16 protein-coding genes are annotated in these 17,759 nt (G+C 63.9%); 7 read left to right on the top strand and 9 right to left on the bottom strand.

Annotated features, from left to right (window positions below; all coding sequences use genetic code 11):
• The gene (locus P6U23_RS32530; protein ID WP_407176430.1) at nucleotides 1-594 is read left to right on the top strand and encodes a class I SAM-dependent methyltransferase; all 594 of its coding nucleotides are present in this window, start codon (nucleotides 1-3) and stop codon (nucleotides 592-594) included.
• 219 nt (nucleotides 595-813) lie between these two features.
• Here the strand turns inward: P6U23_RS32530 and P6U23_RS32525 are convergent, their stop codons facing one another.
• Nucleotides 814-1,167, bottom strand: coding sequence for a DUF1236 domain-containing protein (locus tag P6U23_RS32525; protein WP_407176429.1), 354 nt, complete (start codon nucleotides 1,165-1,167; stop codon nucleotides 814-816).
• A 234-nt stretch (nucleotides 1,168-1,401) separates the two neighbouring features.
• Between P6U23_RS32525 and P6U23_RS32520 the strand changes: the two genes are divergently transcribed.
• The 3 genes from P6U23_RS32520 (at nucleotide 1,402) to P6U23_RS32510 (ending at nucleotide 6,445) form a co-directional block, all read left to right on the top strand.
• Complete coding sequence (locus P6U23_RS32520) at nucleotides 1,402-1,557, top strand: DUF3096 domain-containing protein (RefSeq protein ID WP_407176428.1); 156 nt, start codon at nucleotides 1,402-1,404, stop codon at nucleotides 1,555-1,557.
• 104 nt (nucleotides 1,558-1,661) lie between these two features.
• Nucleotides 1,662-4,589 (top strand): pyruvate, phosphate dikinase, encoded by a 2,928-nt coding sequence (gene ppdK, locus P6U23_RS32515; RefSeq protein ID WP_407176427.1) that lies wholly within the window; start codon nucleotides 1,662-1,664, stop codon nucleotides 4,587-4,589.
• Nucleotides 4,590-4,993: 404 nt separating this feature from the next.
• Nucleotides 4,994-6,445, top strand: a complete 1,452-nt coding sequence (locus tag P6U23_RS32510; RefSeq protein WP_407176426.1) for a cell wall hydrolase — start codon at nucleotides 4,994-4,996, stop codon at nucleotides 6,443-6,445.
• Nucleotides 6,446-6,608: 163 nt separating this feature from the next.
• Here P6U23_RS32510 and nadC read toward each other — a convergent pair whose 3' ends face one another.
• From nadC to nadA, 3 genes are all read right to left on the bottom strand, one after another.
• Entirely contained in the window at nucleotides 6,609-7,487 is an 879-nt protein-coding gene (nadC, locus tag P6U23_RS32505; RefSeq protein ID WP_407176425.1) for a carboxylating nicotinate-nucleotide diphosphorylase, read from the bottom strand.
• A 10-nt stretch (nucleotides 7,488-7,497) separates the two neighbouring features.
• Nucleotides 7,498-9,099: an L-aspartate oxidase gene (locus P6U23_RS32500; protein WP_407176424.1), complete on the bottom strand. Its 1,602-nt coding sequence runs from the start codon at nucleotides 9,097-9,099 to the stop codon at nucleotides 7,498-7,500.
• A gap of 149 nt (nucleotides 9,100-9,248) precedes the next feature.
• On the bottom strand, nucleotides 9,249-10,355 hold the full coding sequence (gene nadA / locus P6U23_RS32495) for a quinolinate synthase NadA (protein ID WP_407181660.1): 1,107 nt from the start codon (nucleotides 10,353-10,355) through the stop codon (nucleotides 9,249-9,251).
• Between the two features lie 388 nt (nucleotides 10,356-10,743).
• On the opposite strand from nadA, the gene P6U23_RS32490 reads away from it, so the two are divergent.
• The 3 genes from P6U23_RS32490 to P6U23_RS32480 all read left to right on the top strand — a co-directional run bounded on the left by P6U23_RS32490 (nucleotide 10,744) and on the right by P6U23_RS32480 (nucleotide 13,723).
• Entirely contained in the window at nucleotides 10,744-11,988 is a 1,245-nt protein-coding gene (locus P6U23_RS32490; protein ID WP_407176423.1) for an MFS transporter, read from the top strand.
• Between the two features lie 43 nt (nucleotides 11,989-12,031).
• Nucleotides 12,032-13,018, top strand: a complete 987-nt coding sequence (locus P6U23_RS32485) for an MDR family oxidoreductase (RefSeq protein WP_407181659.1) — start codon at nucleotides 12,032-12,034, stop codon at nucleotides 13,016-13,018.
• A gap of 111 nt (nucleotides 13,019-13,129) precedes the next feature.
• Complete coding sequence (locus P6U23_RS32480; RefSeq protein ID WP_407176422.1) at nucleotides 13,130-13,723, top strand: hypothetical protein; 594 nt, start codon at nucleotides 13,130-13,132, stop codon at nucleotides 13,721-13,723.
• Between the two features lie 106 nt (nucleotides 13,724-13,829).
• Here the strand turns inward: P6U23_RS32480 and P6U23_RS32475 are convergent, their stop codons facing one another.
• From P6U23_RS32475 to P6U23_RS32455, 5 genes are all read right to left on the bottom strand, one after another.
• Entirely contained in the window at nucleotides 13,830-14,810 is a 981-nt protein-coding gene (locus P6U23_RS32475; protein WP_407176421.1) for an NUDIX hydrolase, read from the bottom strand.
• A 57-nt stretch (nucleotides 14,811-14,867) separates the two neighbouring features.
• Entirely contained in the window at nucleotides 14,868-15,374 is a 507-nt protein-coding gene (locus P6U23_RS32470) for a tyrosine phosphatase family protein (protein WP_407176420.1), read from the bottom strand.
• 144 nt (nucleotides 15,375-15,518) lie between these two features.
• Nucleotides 15,519-16,142, bottom strand: a complete 624-nt coding sequence (locus tag P6U23_RS32465) for a YfbR-like 5'-deoxynucleotidase (protein WP_407176419.1) — start codon at nucleotides 16,140-16,142, stop codon at nucleotides 15,519-15,521.
• Nucleotides 16,139-16,765 carry a DNA-3-methyladenine glycosylase I gene (locus tag P6U23_RS32460; protein WP_407176418.1) on the bottom strand — a complete coding sequence of 209 codons (627 nt, stop codon included), beginning with the start codon at nucleotides 16,763-16,765 and terminating at the stop codon, nucleotides 16,139-16,141. The genes P6U23_RS32465 and P6U23_RS32460 overlap by 4 nt, the downstream gene beginning before the upstream one ends.
• Nucleotides 16,762-17,643 carry a YgfZ/GcvT domain-containing protein gene (locus P6U23_RS32455; protein WP_407176417.1) on the bottom strand — a complete coding sequence of 294 codons (882 nt, stop codon included), beginning with the start codon at nucleotides 17,641-17,643 and terminating at the stop codon, nucleotides 16,762-16,764. Before P6U23_RS32455 ends, P6U23_RS32460 begins: the two co-directional genes overlap by 4 nt.
• Between the last annotated feature and the right edge of the window lie 116 nt (nucleotides 17,644-17,759).

The following is a 17,759-nucleotide window of genomic DNA, read 5'->3' as shown; positions in this document are numbered from 1 at the left end:
ATGGACCCTGCGACTCTCGCGGCCTACGATCACGACGCCGCCGCCTTCGCGAAGGATTGGCATGAGCAGTCGGCTCCGACCGATCTGCACGAGATCGTCGCGCGCTTCTTCATCCGGGGCGGCAAGACCTGCGATATCGGCTGCGGCAGCGGCCGCGAGGTTGCCTGGCTCACCGTCAACGGTTTTGCTGCCGAGGGTTTTGATGCATCCGACGGCCTGCTGCGACAGGCGCAGGATCGCTATCCGCAGCTCAAATTCGGCCATGCCGAGCTGCCGGAGCTCCAAGGCATTGCGGCCAACACTTACGACAATGTGCTCTGCGAGACGGTCATCATGCATCTCGAGCCTGCACGGATTGCGCCGTCCGTTTGCCGCTTGCTCGATATCGTCAAGCCGAATGGCATTCTTTATCTGAGCTGGCGCGTGACCGAAGGCGCCGATTTGCGCGATGGTCATGGCCGGCTCTATGCGGCTTTCGATACTGAGCTGGTACGCAGCGCCTTGACCAAAGCAATGCTGCTGCTCGACGAAGAGGTGGTCAGTGCTTCGTCGGGAAAGACCATTCACCGCCTCGTCGCGCGGAAAGCGGGCTAGAGCATGGTCCGGAAAAGTGTGAGGCGGTTTTCCGGAAAGATCATGCTCAAACAAGAAGCGAAAGCGCGATGGCGATTCAACCTAATCCCATCGCGCTTTAGCTGCGCAAAAAGAACCCCACCCGGCGGGGGGAACCGGGCAGGGCCTTCTTGTCCGGCGCCGCTGCGGCTATCCGGACAATTTGGTGATGTTCTGTTCGACCGGAAACATTCGATGACATCACTCAATGACTTGAACGATACGCCGCGTGCGCGGCTCAACCAGGACGGTCTCGCCGTTCACGACGGTGTAACGATAAGGTGTCGCCACAAATGACGGCGGGACATCGTAAAAAGTGACGCCATCGTCGGGCAGCACGGTGCCAACAGCGATGGTGCCGGGAATTGTGTGATTCGGAATTCGCTCGCCGATGACGTATTCACGAAAGGCCGGATAGGATTCCGCCGCGATACCGGGGGCGTCCTCCACGATCACGCTTGTGCCGGGCGCCACGCCCACGGTTTGCGCGTGCGCCAGGATCGGCGCATTGGCCGCGGCCGCGAGAGCGACGATGGCAAGGATGTTGTTCCGCATGGGGGCGACTCCAACTTCGAAAGTATCGACCGGCTTGCGCCGGTATGCCACTCGCGCCAATGCGTCTCGCGCGGTATCGTTCCGCGGAACACCGCGTCTTACGCGCAACAATTTTCAGCAATATAGAAGATCAACGGAACCCGATGAGCGGCGTCGGCGTCTCCTATTTCGGAACCCGCACCGCTAAGATGCTCTCCCCGATTCGTTTTCCCGCATCATCCGGAGACAATTCAAATGGTCATCACCGCTGCGCATGTGCCTGCCATCGTGGCTTTGATCGCAGGCATTTTGATCCTCATCATGCCGCGGCTCCTCAACTTCATTGTAGCCATCTACCTCATCTTCGTCGGCCTGATCGGACTCGGCCTGTTGCGGTGGCTGCACCTCTAGCGGGCAAAAACCGGAACCCGCCGGCTTGCGCCGGCCGGCCCAAAATGTTGTAACGCGCGCAACCTCTCGTTCATCCCGTCCATCATCCCGGATCGTAGCAAGCCATGGCCAAAGCCCTCGCGAGATCGAAGAAAATCGCTGCGAAATCAAAGCCATCCACGCCAGCCCGGGCCAAATCCGCGGCGCCGGCGCGCAAGGCTCTGAAAAAGGCTGCGGCCAAACCCGCGCAGGCGCTGAAAAAACCCGTACCAGCGCTGAAAAAGCCCGCAGCGGTCAAGAAGCCGGCGCCGGCTTCCAAAAAGGCCGCCACGCCTGCGCCGAAGAAGGCAGCGCCCGCGGTCTCAGCCGCGAAGCCCGGCAAGTGGGTCTATACCTTTGGTGACGGCAAGGCCGAGGGGCGTGCGGAGATGCGCGACCTCTTGGGCGGCAAGGGCGCAAACCTCGCCGAAATGGCCAATCTCGGCTTGCCGGTCCCGCCCGGCTTCACCATTCCGACCTCGGTCTGCACGTACTTCTACGAGCACGACAAGACCTATCCGAAGGAGCTGAAGGCACAGGTCGAAAAAGCGCTGGATCATGTCGGCAAGCTCACCGGCAAGAAGTTTGGCGATCCCAACAATCCGCTGCTCGTCTCGGTGCGCTCGGGCGCCCGCGCCTCGATGCCGGGCATGATGGATACCGTGCTCAATCTCGGTCTCAACGATCAGACCGTCGAGGCGCTAGCGGCGATGTCGGGCGATCGCCGCTTCGCCTATGACAGCTATCGCCGTTTCATCACGATGTATTCCGACGTGGTGCTCGGCTTCGAGCATCATCATTTCGAGGACATCCTCGACACCTTTAAGGACAGCCAGGGCTATTCTCTCGACACCGATCTCTCGGCGGAAGACTGGGTCGAACTGGTCGGCCGCTACAAGGAGGCGGTAGCGCGCGAGACGGGCAAGGAATTCCCGCAGGATCCGCACGACCAGCTCTGGGGCGCAATCGGCGCGGTGTTTTCATCCTGGATGAATGCGCGCGCGGTGACGTACCGCAAGTTGCACAACATTCCGGAGTCCTGGGGCACTGCCGTCAACGTGCAGGCGATGGTGTTCGGCAATATGGGCGAGACGTCGGCGACCGGCGTTGCCTTCACGCGCAACCCCTCGACCGGCGAGAGCAAGCTCTATGGCGAGTTCCTGATCAACGCGCAAGGCGAAGACGTGGTCGCGGGCATCCGCACGCCGCAGGAGATCACCGAGGACGCGCGAAGAGAATCCGGCTCCGACAAGCCCTCGATGGAAGTCGCGATGCCCGATGCCTTCAAGGAGCTGACGCGCATCTATACGCTGCTGGAGAAGCACTACCGTGACATGCAGGACATGGAGTTCACGGTCGAGCGCGGCAAGCTGTGGATGCTGCAGACCCGAAACGGCAAGCGCACGGCCAAGGCGGCGCTGAAGATCGCGGTCGAACTCGCCAATGAAGGCCTGATCACGAAAAAGGATGCCGTGTCGCGCATCGACCCCGCCTCGCTCGATCAGCTCCTGCACCCGACCATTGATCCCGCCGCCAAGCGCGATGTGATCTGCACGGGTCTTCCGGCCTCGCCCGGAGCGGCATCCGGCGAAATCGTGTTCTCCTCCGATGAAGCCGCCAAGCTCCAGGCCGACGGCCGCAAGGTCATCCTGGTTCGTATCGAGACCAGCCCCGAAGATATTCACGGCATGCACGCCGCCGAAGGCATCCTGACGACGCGCGGCGGCATGACCTCGCATGCGGCGGTGGTCGCGCGCGGCATGGGCAAGCCCTGCGTTTCCGGCTGCGGCAACATCCGCGTCGACTACGGTCGCGGCACCATGAGCATCGGCTCGCGCACCTTCAAGACCGGTGATGTCATCACCATCGACGGCTCACTCGGCCAGGTGCTGGCCGGCCGCATGCCGATGATCGAACCGGAGCTGTCGGGCGAGTTCGGCACGTTGATGGGCTGGGCGGACGAGGTGCGCAAGATCGGCGTGCGCGTCAACGCCGACACCCCCGATGACGCGCGCACCGCGATCAAGTTCGGCGCGGAAGGAATCGGGCTTTGCCGCACCGAGCACATGTTCTTCGAGGAGACGCGCATCCGCACCGTGCGTGAGATGATCCTCGCCGAAGAGGAGCAGGCGCGGCGTGCGGCGCTCTCGAAGCTGTTGCCGATGCAGCGGGCCGACTTCGTCGAGCTGTTCGAGATCATGAAGGGCCTGCCGGTCACCATCCGCCTGCTCGATCCGCCGCTGCACGAATTCCTGCCACACACCCATGCCGAGATCGAGGAAGTTGCGCGCGCGATGAACACCGACCCGCGGCGGCTGTCCGATCGGGTGCGCGAGCTGTCGGAGTTCAACCCGATGCTCGGCTTCCGCGGTTGCCGTCTGGCGATCGCTTATCCTGAGATCGCCGAGATGCAGGCGCGCGCCATCTTCGAGGCGGCGGTCGAGGCCGGAAAGCGCACCGGCAAGGCGGTCGGGCTCGAGGTCATGGTGCCGCTCATCGCGACCAAGGCCGAACTCGATCTGGTCAAAGCGCGGATCGATTCGACCGCACAAGCCGTCATGCGTGAGACCGGGGCAACGCTCGCCTACCAGGTCGGCACCATGATCGAGCTGCCGCGAGCGGCGCTAATGGCCGCCGATATCGCGAATTCGGCGGAGTTCTTCTCCTTCGGCACCAATGACCTGACGCAGACGACGTATGGCATCAGCCGCGACGACGCGGCGAGCTTCCTCGGCACCTACATCGCCAAGGGCATTCTCGAGGTCGATCCTTTCATCTCGCTCGACCGCGACGGCGTCGGGGAGCTCGTCAAGATCGGTGTCGCGCGGGGCCGCAAGACGCGGCCCAACCTGAAGGTCGGCATCTGCGGCGAGCATGGCGGCGATCCGGCCTCGGTGGCGTTCTGCCACGAGTCCGGTCTCGACTACGTTTCGTGCTCGCCCTATCGCGTGCCGATCGCGCGGCTCGCCGCCGCGCAAGCGGCGAACGGGAAGACGGTCTCCAGCACGGCGTGAGCTGAGTTAGGGCGAAGCATAGGCACTGCATAGCCGTTCACAACTGTCATTCCGGGGCAATGCGAAGCATCGAACCCGGAATCTCGAGATTCCGGGTTCGTCGCTGACGCGACGCACCGGAATGACGTGCTCAACAACAAGCGTTGTTGAAGCCACCCGTAGTCACACGGGTCACAGTTCCCTAACCATATTTCTTGACGCGATCTTTACCAGTCGCATCCAGCGGCCATTTACCAACGGTGTCGAGATCAGCGCGCAGAGGCGCGCGTTTGCTTGCGTGTGTCGCGGACGCCACGCCGATTAACGCCCCAGCAACCTAAATTAGTTACTACCGCAAACGGCCGAATTGCACGGATGTACTGCGTTCGGTTCCTGACGTGTGTAAGCGTTGCGTGAGCGTATCAATGTCAGTCGTGCGTAACCGGCCGAAGGGCGTGCGGTTCGCGTCCTTCGGTCTCGGCCTTTGCATCTTTGCAATGGTGCCGAACGAAATCGGCTATCAGGACATCGCTTCGCTTTTGGCGCGCCAGCCTGGCGTCGCCGAGCGCTGGCAGAAGCGGGTGTTTTCTGCGGCCGCGTCGATCCAGCTTGCCACTTACAGTTTCGCGCGGCCGATCGGCACATCCGCGCCGCGGAGCGCTGCTTTGCTGCTGGCGAGCTTCGATCACGACGGTCTGACAGGAGCGGTGACGCGCAATCCGGTTTTGCAGACGCCGCCGCGCTATCAGCCTTCCGATTTTCCCAAGGTCGATCGGACTTTGAAGGGCGACCGTCTCGTGGTGACGCCGCCTGCTCCGGCGGAGCAGGCAGCTCCCGCCGAGAACCCGCCCGCGTCTGAAAATCCCCCGACGCCCAATTTTTCGATCGCCGGCGCCAAGACCGCCGCGCTCCCGTCAGCAGCGTCCGGGGGACTCGACCCGGAACTGCAGGAGGCGCTGAACGCGCCGCCCTTGTCGCAATACGACATCTCGCTGTCCTTGGAAGCGCACCCACTGGACGATCTGAAGAAGGCTCCGGAGATCCTTCCGGCTGAACCTGCGCCTTCGCGGGACGATGGTTTCAACGTCAACACTGCGAGCCTTTATTTCGGTACTGCCTCGCTCGGCGGCTCCTACGAGAATATCGAGCGCTGGCAGCCCGGCGAAGAGCCGCTGATCGTCAGCCCCAGCGTACAGCCCGATCCCGATCTGAAGGTGACGGCTTCGCTGCCGCTTTCCGGTGATGCCGCCAAGGAAACCGAGAGCGGCGAAAGCATCGCCCCGAAGGGCGAGGTGAACGCCGATAATCAGCGCACCAAGACGCCGGCCGAGCGCCTCGGCCTGTTTGACCCGAAGTCGCGTGCAAAGGCGGAAAAGTGCTTGGCGGAAGCCGTCTATTTCGAGGCTCGGGCCGAAGCCGTGCGTGGCCAGATCGCGGTGGCGCAAGTGGTGATGAACCGCACCTTCTCCGGCTACTATCCGACCACGGTCTGCGGCGTGGTCTATCAGAACAAGTACCGGCACTACGCCTGTCAGTTCACCTTCGCCTGCGACAGATATCCCGACGTCATCCGCGAGCCCGACATGTGGGAGCGCGCGAAGAAGATCGCCAAGGCGATGCTGGACGGCCTGATCTGGTTGCCCGAAGTCGGCAAGTCGACCCATTACCACGCCTATTATGTGCATCCGTCCTGGGTGGCCGAGATGAAGCGGATGTACAAATTCGGCGTGCACACGTTCTACCGGCCGAAAGCCTGGGGCGACGGCAGCGATGCGCCGAGCTGGGGCACGCCGCAGCAGACCGCCGCGATCTCGGCGGAGCTCGCCGAAGAGGCGAAGAGCGAGGCCGAGATGTACCCGAACTCGGTGCGGCGATAAGGGGCAATCGTTGTGTACCGCTGCCGGCCGCTTCGGTTTCTCTCCGTCACCTTGAGGAGGCGCGTAGCGCCGTCTCGAAGGGCGACGGCCCGGCTCTCGCAGCGGGGCCGTTCATCCTTCGAGGCTCGCCTGCGCGAGCGCCTCGGGCTGACGGGGTAGCCATTCACGCCTCGATATCCAGCGCGATATCGAAATTCGCCGCGGAATGCGTCAGTGCGCCGGAAGAAACATAATCCACGCCTGTTGCCGCGATCTGTGCAATCGAATCGAGCGTGACTCCGCCGGAGGCTTCGAGAACCACGCGACCTTCCGCCATCCGCACTGCTTCGGTGAGCGTTGCGATATCCATGTTGTCGAGCAGCACCGCGTCGGCGAGCCGGGTCTCCAAGACCTCGCGCAATTGCTTGAGCGTGTCGACCTCGATCTCGATCTTGACGAGATGGCCGGCGTGGGCGCGGGCACGCTCCAACACCGGCCTGATGCCGCCAGCGACAGCAATGTGGTTGTCCTTGACCAGGATCGCATCATCGAGGCCGAAGCGGTGGTTGAAGCCGCCGCCGCAGCGCACGGCGTATTTTTCCAGCGCGCGCAGGCCAGGCGTGGTCTTGCGCGTGCAGCAGATGCGCAGCTTGGTGCCCGCAGTGCGACGCACGTAGTCGGCCGTCAGCGTGGCGATGCCGGAGAGGCGGCCGACAAAATTGAGCGCGGTGCGCTCGCCGGTGAGCACCGCGCGCGCCGGTCCCGAAATGGTCAGTACATGCGTACCAGCGGCAACGGACGCGCCATCGCGGACATGGGCCTGCACGCGAACCTCGCTCGAAAGCTTTTGGAATACCGCGACCGCGAGCGGCAGGCCGGCGATGACGCCCGGCTGCCGCGCCACCATAACGGCTTGGGCCTTGGTGGCTTCGGGTATGGTGGCGATCGATGTGACATCGCCGGCGCGGCCAAGATCTTCGTCGAGCGCACGCACGACGGCTTCGTCGATCGCGAGCTGCGAGAGAAATGCGTCCGAATGCGGAAGCGAAGCGGGTGTCGTCACGTAGTCCTCCTCAGGCCATCATCGGCTGCACGGCGTCTTGCGCGCTTTCGTCGAGCGCTCGCGCGATCTCCCGCGCTTGCGTCAACGTTGTCATCGTACGGCGGGCCAATGCCTTGCTTGGCGCCGGATAGTCGTCCCGGTAATGTGCGCCGCGGCTTTCGCGGCGGTTGAAGGCGGAGGCCGCAACCATGAGCGCCGTTGTCGCCATGTTGCGTAAGACGACATTGCCCGTGTCGCGTTCGAGCGCGGCGAAGGCGCGCACGGCTTCCGCAAGATGTTCGCGATCGCGGATCACGCCGACATGCGACGTCATCATGGCGCGTAGGTCGTGCACGGCTTTCGCCGGCAAAGCGCAGTTGCGCGGGGTGGGTTGTTCGGTCGTCGGCCGCCTCGTCGACGAGGCGATGCGGCCTGCAATGTCCTCGGCGATGCGCGCGGCGAACACGATCGCCTCGAGCAGGGAATTGGAGGCCAATCGGTTGGCGCCATGCGCGCCGGTCGACGACACTTCGCCGGCGGCCCAGAGTCCTTCAATCGAGCTGCGGCCGCGTGCATCAACGGCAATCCCGCCCATGTGATAATGCGCGGCGGGCGCGACCGGTATCGGCTGCCTCGCCGGATCGATGCCGGCCGCCATGCAGCTTGCGTAAACGGTGGGGAATTTGTCCGCGAAGCGATCGCCCAGCGCCGCGCGGGCATCGAGAAATGCACCGCGGCCAGCGACGATCTCCGCGAACACGCGGCGAGCGACGATGTCGCGCGGCGCGAGCTCGGCGAGTGGGTGAGCCGCTCGCATGAAGCGCTCGCCTTTGTCGTTGATCAAGGTCGCGCCTTCGCCGCGCAGGGCTTCGGTCGCAAGCGGCGCCGGATCGCGACCGACCATGATTGCTGTGGGATGAAACTGGACAAATTCGGGATCGGCGATGACGGCGCCGGCGCGCGCGGCGATCGCAACGCCAAGACCGCTTGCCTCCTGCGGATTAGTGGTGACTGCGTAGAGGTGGCCGATGCCACCGGTCGCGATCACCAGCGCGCGAGCTGCGATCGTTTCCGGGCTCGCCATGTCGTCGCCGCGCTTTCGCAATTGCAGTCCCGTCACCGCGTTGTCCTCGGCTAGCAGCGCCTCGGCCACAAAGCCTTCCACCACGCGGATCGATGGCGTGTTGCGCACCGCGTCCGTCAGTGCAGCGATAATGGCTTGTCCGGCCATGTCGCCGCGCACATGCACGATGCGTCGCGCTGAATGCGCCGCCTCGCGGCCAAGCGCCAGCCGGCCTTCGAGGTCGCGATCGAACGGAACGCCGTAGCGGAGCAGGTCGTCGATTCTGTCGGCCGCTTCGCGGGTGAGGCCGAGAGCGATCCTCTCATCGACAAGCCCGGCGCCCGCCGCAATCGTGTCAGCGGCATGTGCTTCGGCGCTATCGTTCTCGGCAAGCGCGGCAGCGATGCCGCCTTGCGCCCAGGCCGTCGAGGCGCCTCTCCCGAGTGGCGCCGCCGAAATCAACGTGACCGGTCGCGGCGCCAGTTTTAGTGCGCAAAACAGGCCTGCGAGACCTCCACCGATGATGACGATGTCGGTTGCGCTTTTCAGATTCTGAATTGAGTTGCTCATGCCTGTCACCTTGCGTCCTGGCGAACGCCAGCCCCATAACCAAAGCCGGCGTCGTTTCGTGGTTGTCTCTCCTCGCCCCGGCTCGCGGGGAGCCTGGCATCGGACCGCGCATTCGCGTGGGACCCGTTGGCTCGGTCGGGACGACGGAGCTAGTTCTTCAGATTGATCATTCGCTCGACCGAACGTCGCGCGCGCTCCGCGATCACAGGATCGACGGTGACTTCCTCGCGCAGGTGGACCAGGCTCTCCAAAATATTGGCGAGCGTGATCCGTTTCATGTGCGGACACAGGTTGCACGGCTGCACCATTTCGATGCCGGGCAGCTCCGCGCGCACATTGTCGGCCATGGAGCATTCGGTGATCATCACCAGTCGCTTGGGATGCTTGTTGCGCACCCAGTTGATCATATGCGCGGTCGACCCGGTGAAATCGGCTTCTGCGAGCACATCCGGCGGGCATTCCGGATGGGCGATGATCTGAACGGTCGGATCGGCTTGGCGATAGGCGCGCAGCTCATCGCCGGTAAAGCGTTCGTGCACTTCGCAGGCGCCCTTCCAGGCGATGATCTTCACGTCGGTTTTCGAGGCGACGTATTTCGCCAGATATTGGTCGGGCAGGAAGATCACCGTCGGAGCGTTCAGGCTCTCAACCACCTGCACCGCGTTCGAGGACGTGCAGCAGATGTCGACCTCCGCCTTCACCTCGGCCGAGGTGTTGACATAGGCAACCACGGGCACGCCCGGGAAACGTTCGCGCAGCAGCCGCACGTCGGCCGCGGTCAGGCTCGCGGCCAGCGAGCAGCCGGCGCGCGAATCCGGGATCAGCACCGTCTTGTCCGGGTTCAGGATCTTCGACGTCTCCGCCATGAAGTGGACGCCGCATTGTATGATGGTCGAGGCCCTTACCTTGGTGGCCTCGATGGCAAGCTGCAGAGAATCGCCGACGATATCGGCGACGCAGTGGAAGATCTCCGGCGTCTGGTAATTATGCGCGAGGATCACCGCGTCGCGTTCGCCCTTCAGTTCGTTGATCGCCTTGACGTAGGGGGCCATGAACGGCCACTCGATCGGCGGAATGACGTGCTTGACCCGCTCATACAGAGGCGCCGTGGCACGCTCGACGTCGCTGTTCCATTCCAATGCCGGTGCGGGCAGTGCGCGAGGGGGCGAACTGGTCGCGGTCCGCGGCGGCAGCGTTGCCACCTGCGTCCGCTCAGTGGCGAAATCTTCGGGTCCGTAAATTCCGGCGATCGGCATGTCAGCCTCCCTGTTCACGTTGCCCTCCCAGCGAATATACTCAATTTGAGTATATATTGGCGCTGAGAAACCCGGCCTTAGCCGGGCCGGTCATCGTTTCCTGGTCTCGGTTTAGCTGGAGCGCCGCAGCGTCGCGGAACCTCAGCACTCGAAGGATAGCTGTTATCCTCAAGATGAGCAAAACGAATATAGCACGGGCCTCCGCATCGCGCCAGATCCGCGCATGATCAATTCAGCGTAACAGACCGGTGCGCTTTGCAGGGCAGCCCTGCGCAATGAAATTCCTTTTAGATGACGGTTGGCTTTTCATGCAGATGCATTAATCCTTGGAGACCTCCGGGGTCGCCGATTCCGGAGAGCCGCCAAAGGACGGAGTAGGGGAAACTGCATGTCGACGACTGATCTTTCGCCGGCTCCCGGTCGTGCCGGTTGGCGCACGCCGCCCGTCATCATCATCTGCGGCTGCGCCATCGCCTTGTTGAGCTTCGGCCCGCGCTCCAGCGCCGGCTTCTTCATCAAGCCGATGGGGCAGGAATACGCTTGGGGCCGCGACGTGTTCGGCCTCGCGCTCGCCGTGCAGAACCTGCTGTGGGGCCTCGGTCAGCCGCTGGCCGGTGCGATTGCCGACCGCTTTGGCGTGCTCAGGGTGATGATCGTCGGCGCCCTGCTTTATGCCGGTGGGCTGGTGCTGATGCGTTACGCGGCCACGCCTTTCTCACTGGATATCGGCGCGGGCGTGCTGATCGGCTTTGGCTTGGCCGGTTGCTCCTTCAATCTGGTGCTGTCAGCGTTCAGCAAATTGCTGTCGCCCGAGCGACGCGGGCTCGCGCTTGGCGCAGGCACCGCGGCTGGGTCGTTTGGACAATTCCTCTTCGCGCCGTTCGGCGTGGCGCTGATCGACAACTTCGGCTGGCAGACGGCGCTGATGGTGTTCGCGGGCCTGATGCTGCTGATCATTCCGCTGTCGCTTGCGATTGCAACGCCGCCGGCGCTCCCCGCGAGAGCCGGCGCTGGGGACCAGCAATCGTTCCAGACGGCGCTCGTGGAAGCGTTCGGCCACCGCTCCTACGTGCTGCTGGTGCTCGGCTTCTTCACCTGCGGCTTTCAGCTTGCTTTCATCACCGTGCACCTGCCGGCTTACCTTGCCGATCGCGGCATCACCGCGCAGACCGGTGGCTGGGTCATCGCGGCGATCGGACTGTTCAACATCATCGGCTCTCTCGGCGCCGGCTGGCTGCAGAATCGCCTGCCCAAGCGTTACATCCTGTCCGCCATCTACTTCGTGCGCGCGCTGGCGACGGTTGCCTTCATCTCGTTTCCGGTCACGCCCATATCCGCCATCCTGTTCGGCGCGATCAGCGGCCTCATGTGGCTGTCCACGGTGCCGCCGACCTCCGCGCTGGTGGCGCTGATGTTCGGCACACGTTGGTTCTCGACGCTCTACGGCTTTGCTTTCGTCAGTCACCAGGTTGGCGGATTTCTCGGCGTCTGGCTCGGCGGCGTGGTGTTCGAAGGTTTCGGTTCCTACACCCCCGTTTGGTGTCTGTCGGTGCTGTTCGGCGTGCTCTCCGCGCTGATCAACCTGCCGATCGTCGAAAAGCCGGTGCCTCGAGCCATTGCGCAACCGGCCTGATGGGCTAAAACCCCGGCAAGCAGACGTTTTAGGGAGTTTTGCCGTGGCAACGTTCAAGGCGATCAGGATCGACAAGGCCGACAAAGGCACCACCGCCGCGCTCACGCAATTCGACGAAGCCGAATTGATGGATGGCGACATCGCCGTCGCTGTCGAATGGTCGACCTTGAACTACAAGGACGGCCTTGCCGTCACCGGCAAGGCGCCGGTGGTGCGGCGCTTTCCCATGATCGCGGGCATCGATTTCGCCGGAACTGTCGCGCAGTCCTCCCACCCCAACTGGAAGCCGGGTGACAAGGTCGTTTGCACCGGCTGGGGGATGGGTGAGACCCACCTCGGGGCCTATGCGGAAAAGGCACGGGTCAAGGGCGACTGGCTGGTGCGTTTGCCAGATGGGCTGTCGGCGCGGGAGGCCATGGCGATCGGCACCGCCGGGTTCACTGCCATGCTCGCGGTGTTGGCGCTGGAAAAGCACGGGCTGTCGCCGCAAGCCGGTCCGGTGGTGGTCACGGGCGCGGCGGGCGGCGTCGGTTCGGTCGCGACGGCGGTGCTCGCCAAGCTCGGCTATCATGTCATCGCTTCGACCGGGCGGATGTCCGAAGGCGACTATCTCAAGGCCCTCGGTGCGGCCGAGGTGATCGACCGCAACGAGTTGTCAGCTCCTGCCAAGCCGCTGGGCAAGGAGCGTTGGGCGGGTGGGGTGGACAGCGTCGGTTCGACCACGCTCGCCAACCTTCTGTCCATGACCAAATATGGCGGGGCCATTGCGGCATGTGGCCTTGCCGGGGGCATGGACCTGCCGTCATCGGTCGCGCCGTTTATTTTGCGCGGGGTGTGCCTTCTCGGCATCGATTCCGTGATGTGCCCGCTTGCTTTGCGAAAAAATGCCTGGGAGCGCCTGGCGCGCGATTTGGATCGGGCAAAACTCTCTGAAATCACTCATGAAATCGGCTTGGACCAAGTCATCGGGATGGGATCGAAAATCCTTGCTGGCCAGGTTCGCGGGCGCATCGTGGTAAAAATTGTCTGAGGACGTTCAGACTTTACCAACCAAGCTGCTCCAATGTTGCCACGGTTAGTATGGTAAGCAGCGGGTAAAGAAGGCAGACTTGCTCGCGCTGAGTTAAGTTGGAGTTGCAGCATGCTTGCGCGTATCCTGTTGGGCACCGTCACCGCCGGCGCCATGTTTGCACCTGCGCTCGCTGGGATGATGACCGCCGACGAGGCCCGCAAATTCGTTGCCGGCAAGGTCTTCGCCTTCACCTGCGTTGACGGCACCCGCGGTGCCGGACGCATTCTCGATGACATGGGCGCGGCAGGCGCCGTGCAGTTCTCCGGCTCCGGTCCGATCCGGCATGTCCGGCTGCCCGGCAATACCCTGCAGATTCGCGGCCAATCGGTATGCGCGTCATTGCGCGGCCTGCCGTTCGAGCCCTGCTTCAATCTCGATAAGAAGGACGAGGTCAGCTTCCGCGGGTCGGTTGCCGGCATGAGCTTCGCGTATTGCGATTTCCACCACGAGGGCGGGCACCAGATGCTGATGGCGCGGGCGGTCGCGCGGCCGCGCTCGCGTCGTGCGGAGCAGACGGGCTCTGCCAATGCTCCGCGGGCAGAAGTCGCGGCACGGGTGGAGACGCCGCAGGTCGAGAGCGCCAAGCTCGAGCCGGTCAAATCCGAGAAGGCCGAACCCGCAAAGCCGGACCCCGCGCCCGAGCTGCGCCGCTCGACTGAGTGACTCGAATCCAGTGAGTTTCTGGATGTGGCGCGCGGCGCGTAAGGCGCCACGCATCCGCTGATAACTGATCGTCTTTCCGGCGCATTGATCATCCGCTCGTCTTTCGTCAACGCCGGCCGCGCACCCGGAGGCCCGGAGCAGGGCGCTCCTGCAGCACCTCGCGGCGGAAGCGAAACAGCGCGGCGGGCCGCCCTCCCGTTTGGGTCGACATCACGCCGGTCGGTTCGACCAGGGCGCCGCTCTCCACCAGCCTGCGGAAATTCTGCTTATGCAGATGCCGCCCCGAGATCGCCTCCACGGTGCGCTGCAGGTCAGTCAGGGTGAATTCGCCCGGCATGAGTTCAAACACCACCGGCCGATATTTCAGCTTCGCGCGTAGCCGCGCGATCGCGGTCGCCAGGATCCGCCGGTGGTCGAAGCGCATGGCGACACCGAGCGGCGGTAACGCCGGCCGCGCCAGCGCCGCGGGACGTCCGTCGCGGCGCGCTTCCTCGACGAGGCCCGCCTCGTAAAGCAGCTCATAGCGGTCGAGCACGCGCTCCTCGTCCCAATTCGCGCCTTCGGTGCCGAAATAGAGTTTGACGCGGTCCTTGCGCGCCAGCGCGCGCGCGGTTTCCGGCTGCTCGCTTTGACCGGCCCACGCCGTCAGTTCGGGAAGAATGTGGCGTTCGATGATGTCGGGGCGGGCCTGGCGCCAATCCTCCCAGGGGAAGAAGCGATACCACGGCTCGAAGCTTGCCCGCGGCGCGGGCGTGGCGCTCTCCGCGACCTTGCGGGTCAGCGCCAGATAGCCGATCGAGACGACATGGGCGTCGGTATCGGCAGCCTGCGCGTGGCGGCCGCGGTCACCGAAGGTGTAGAGCTGCTCGACATAGCCGAGACGCAAGCCGGTTTGTTCTTCGACCCACGCGCGCAAGCCGATCTCGAAGGTGCGGTGCGCGACCGCATCGAAGGGACCGAAGGGCAGGCCGGTCAGCTTGCCATCATCCTGACCGGACGCGGTCAGGATCAGCGGCTCACTGTCCTCCATGGCGACGATTGCCGCGGTCAGGCCGATCTCGATCGGCTTGAGAGCCTGTTCGCTCATGCCTGCTGCCCCGAATCCGAACGCGTCAGCCTCGGGGCGAGAGTCTATCACGTGGCCTCAATCGAGCTCGACCCGGAACGGCCGGCCCTCCACCATCATCGATGCGGGACCGATCGCATCGAGCGCGCGCAGCATGCGGCCCTCGCGCCCCAAGGCCTTATCGGCGAGGCTCACGATCAGCCGGTTGGGCGAGGCGATCGGCGAGGCGGCGCGGATCTGCCGGGCGATCGCCATCTCATCGCGGTGCGGATTGAGCGCGCAGGCGGCCGCAAAGGCGCTCGCGGTCGAGCGGCTGACGCCGGCATAGCAATGGATCACCAGCGGCGCGGCGCGGTCCCAACTCCGGACGAAATTGAGAACCTGCTCGACGTGCTCCGCCGATGGCGCAACGAAGCCTTCCATCGGCTCAATAATGTCGTCCACCGAGACCTTCAAATGGTTCGCCTCGAGAATCGACGCCGGCCGCTGAACCTGATCGACTTTGCCCATCACGGTCAGCACATGGCTGGCGCCCGTCAAGCGTACGATTTCGGGCAGGGCGGCGAGCGAACAGACGTGTATCATTGGCCTCCTTATATCGAACTTGCGGGGTGGGCTAAGCTGGGGCGTCGGGAACTCACCAAGCCAGTGGGTCCGGCGCGCGAGTGCCCTTGCCCACCTTAAAATTACGCGGGTAGAGCCGTTTGAAAGCACCTTCGCCCCTCCTATTCAACCCTCCAGCGCCTTGAAACGGGCCAGGAACCGCTTCTCCGCCTTGACCGCGCTCCAGGGGGTCAGATAATCGCGCATGGCGGTTTCCGGCAGGCCCGGATCGCGGCCGAACAGCCGTTTCGCTTCCTCCTTGGAGAAGCCCGCCAGTTCCGTCGCCTCCAGATAGGCCGCGCCGCGATCGGCGGCCTTGATCTGCCGTTCGATGTCGCCCGACAACTGCGCCGGCAGGCCGAAGCGAACGTGAATTGCCGCAAGCAAGCGCTTTTCGACTGCCTTGTAATCGCCTCCCAACACCGCCTTGAAGGGTGAGATCATGTCGCCGATAACATATTCCGGCGCGTCGTGCAGCAGTGCGGCAAGCCGCACGCGTGTATCAACGTTGGGATTTTCCGCGCGCATCACGGCTTCGACCAACAGCGTGTGCTGCGCGACCGAGAAGATGTGAGCGCCGGTCGTCTGGCCATTCCAGCGCGCGACGCGCGCGAGCCCATGGGCGATGTCGGCGATCTCGACGTCGAGCGGCGAGGGGTCGAGCAGGTCGAGCCGGCGCCCGGACAGCATGCGCTGCCAGGCGCGTGGCTGCTGAACCGGCTTGCTTGCGCTCGCTTGATTTGCGCTCATTTGACGGCAAGGCGCGGCGCGCGGTGTTGCTTGCCGCAAGTCTCGTGACAGAAGCAGTTGACGAGATGGTCGTTGACCATGCCGGTCGCCTGCATAAAGGCGTAGACGATCGTGGGGCCGACGAATTTGAAGCCGCGCGAGGCAAGCTCCTTTGAAATCTTCACCGACAGCGGCGTCGAGGCCGGGACGCTCGCCGTGGTCTTGAACTGGTTGACCTTGGGACGTCCGTCGACGAAATCCCACAGAAACTTGGCGAAGCCGGGACCCTCTTCCATGATCTTCAGATAGGATTTCGCGCTCTCGATCGCGCCTTCGATCTTGGCGCGGTTGCGCACGATGCCGACATCGTTCATCAGCGCATGGACCTTCCTCGCATTGTAGCGTGCGATCTTTGCGGGTTCGAAGTCGTCGAAGGCGCGGCGGAAATTCTCGCGCTTGCGTAAGATCGTGATCCAGGAGAGGCCGGCCTGGAAGCCGTCGAGGATCAGCTTCTCGTAGAGCGCGCGGTCGTCATATTCCGGTACGCCCCATTCATTGTCGTGATAGGCGACATAGAACGGATCGTCCCCCGGCCAGGGGCAGCGGATCTTGCCGTCGGAATGCAAGCGTGCGGACCGGCTCATGCCACGCTCTGCTTGTTGGCTTTGAGCACCGCGTCCGGATCGGCGAGGCGGAGCGAGAGTCCGCCGGCCATCAGCGGCTGGCCGGCGATAAGCGCATCGGCGACCCGATCGATCCGCACCAGGGCCAATCCGCTTCCGCCTGCCGTCGAACCGACGGTGCCGACCTGCTTGTCGCCGGCGAGGATGGTCGCGCCCGTTTCCGGCGAAGGGCCGTCGAGCAGGATCTTGACCGTGCGGGTACGCGCGGTGCCGCGATGCTGCATGCGCGACACCACCTCCTGGCCGACATAGCAGCCCTTGTCGAAATCGACGCCGTGCAGCCGGTCCATATTGGTCTCATGCGGGAAGGCATCGCCGTATATAAAATCCATCCCGCCGCGCGGGGCGCCGCAGGCGATGCGGTGGGCCTCGTAGGTGCTCGCATCGACGAGCTCGGCGCCGATCAGATCGGCGACCTTCTGGGCGAGATCTCCGGGCGCGAAAATGCGAACGCCGAGTTCGCCCGCGCGCGGATCGCCGAAGGCGAGGTCGGGTTGCATTGCGGGTGTTCCGTCCCAGGCGGCGAACACGCCGAGGCTGCCAGCGAGGTTTTCCAGGGCGACCTTGGCCCGCAACTTGTAGAAACCGAGCTTGGTGGCCAGCGTCTGCGCAAGCGCACGCGGGCAGTCCAGCAGAAAGCCGCCGCCATGGCCGGAAGGCGCCTCCGTGATCAGGAAATCGACGATGATCTTGCCCTGGGGTGTCAATAGCGCCCCGAACCGGCCCTCTCCGGGCTTGAGCTTCGTCACATCAGTGGTAACGAGGCCATTGAGGAAATTGCGCGCGTCCTCGCCGGAGACCTTGACCACGCCGCGGTCGGGAAGAAACGCTGCTTTCATCGGGTTCTCTTGAAGTTCTTGTTGGATACGGCACCTAGCCGATATTACGTCGCAAGGTAAGCCGCTAAGGTGCGCCCAACAAGGCCTGCGCGACCATACGTTTCGCCAATACGTTT

This window comes from Bradyrhizobium sp. STM 3562 (assembly GCF_045571435.1).
Classification (GTDB): Bacteria; Pseudomonadota; Alphaproteobacteria; order Rhizobiales; family Xanthobacteraceae; genus Bradyrhizobium.
This window is presented reverse-complemented; position numbering and strand designations above follow the sequence as displayed.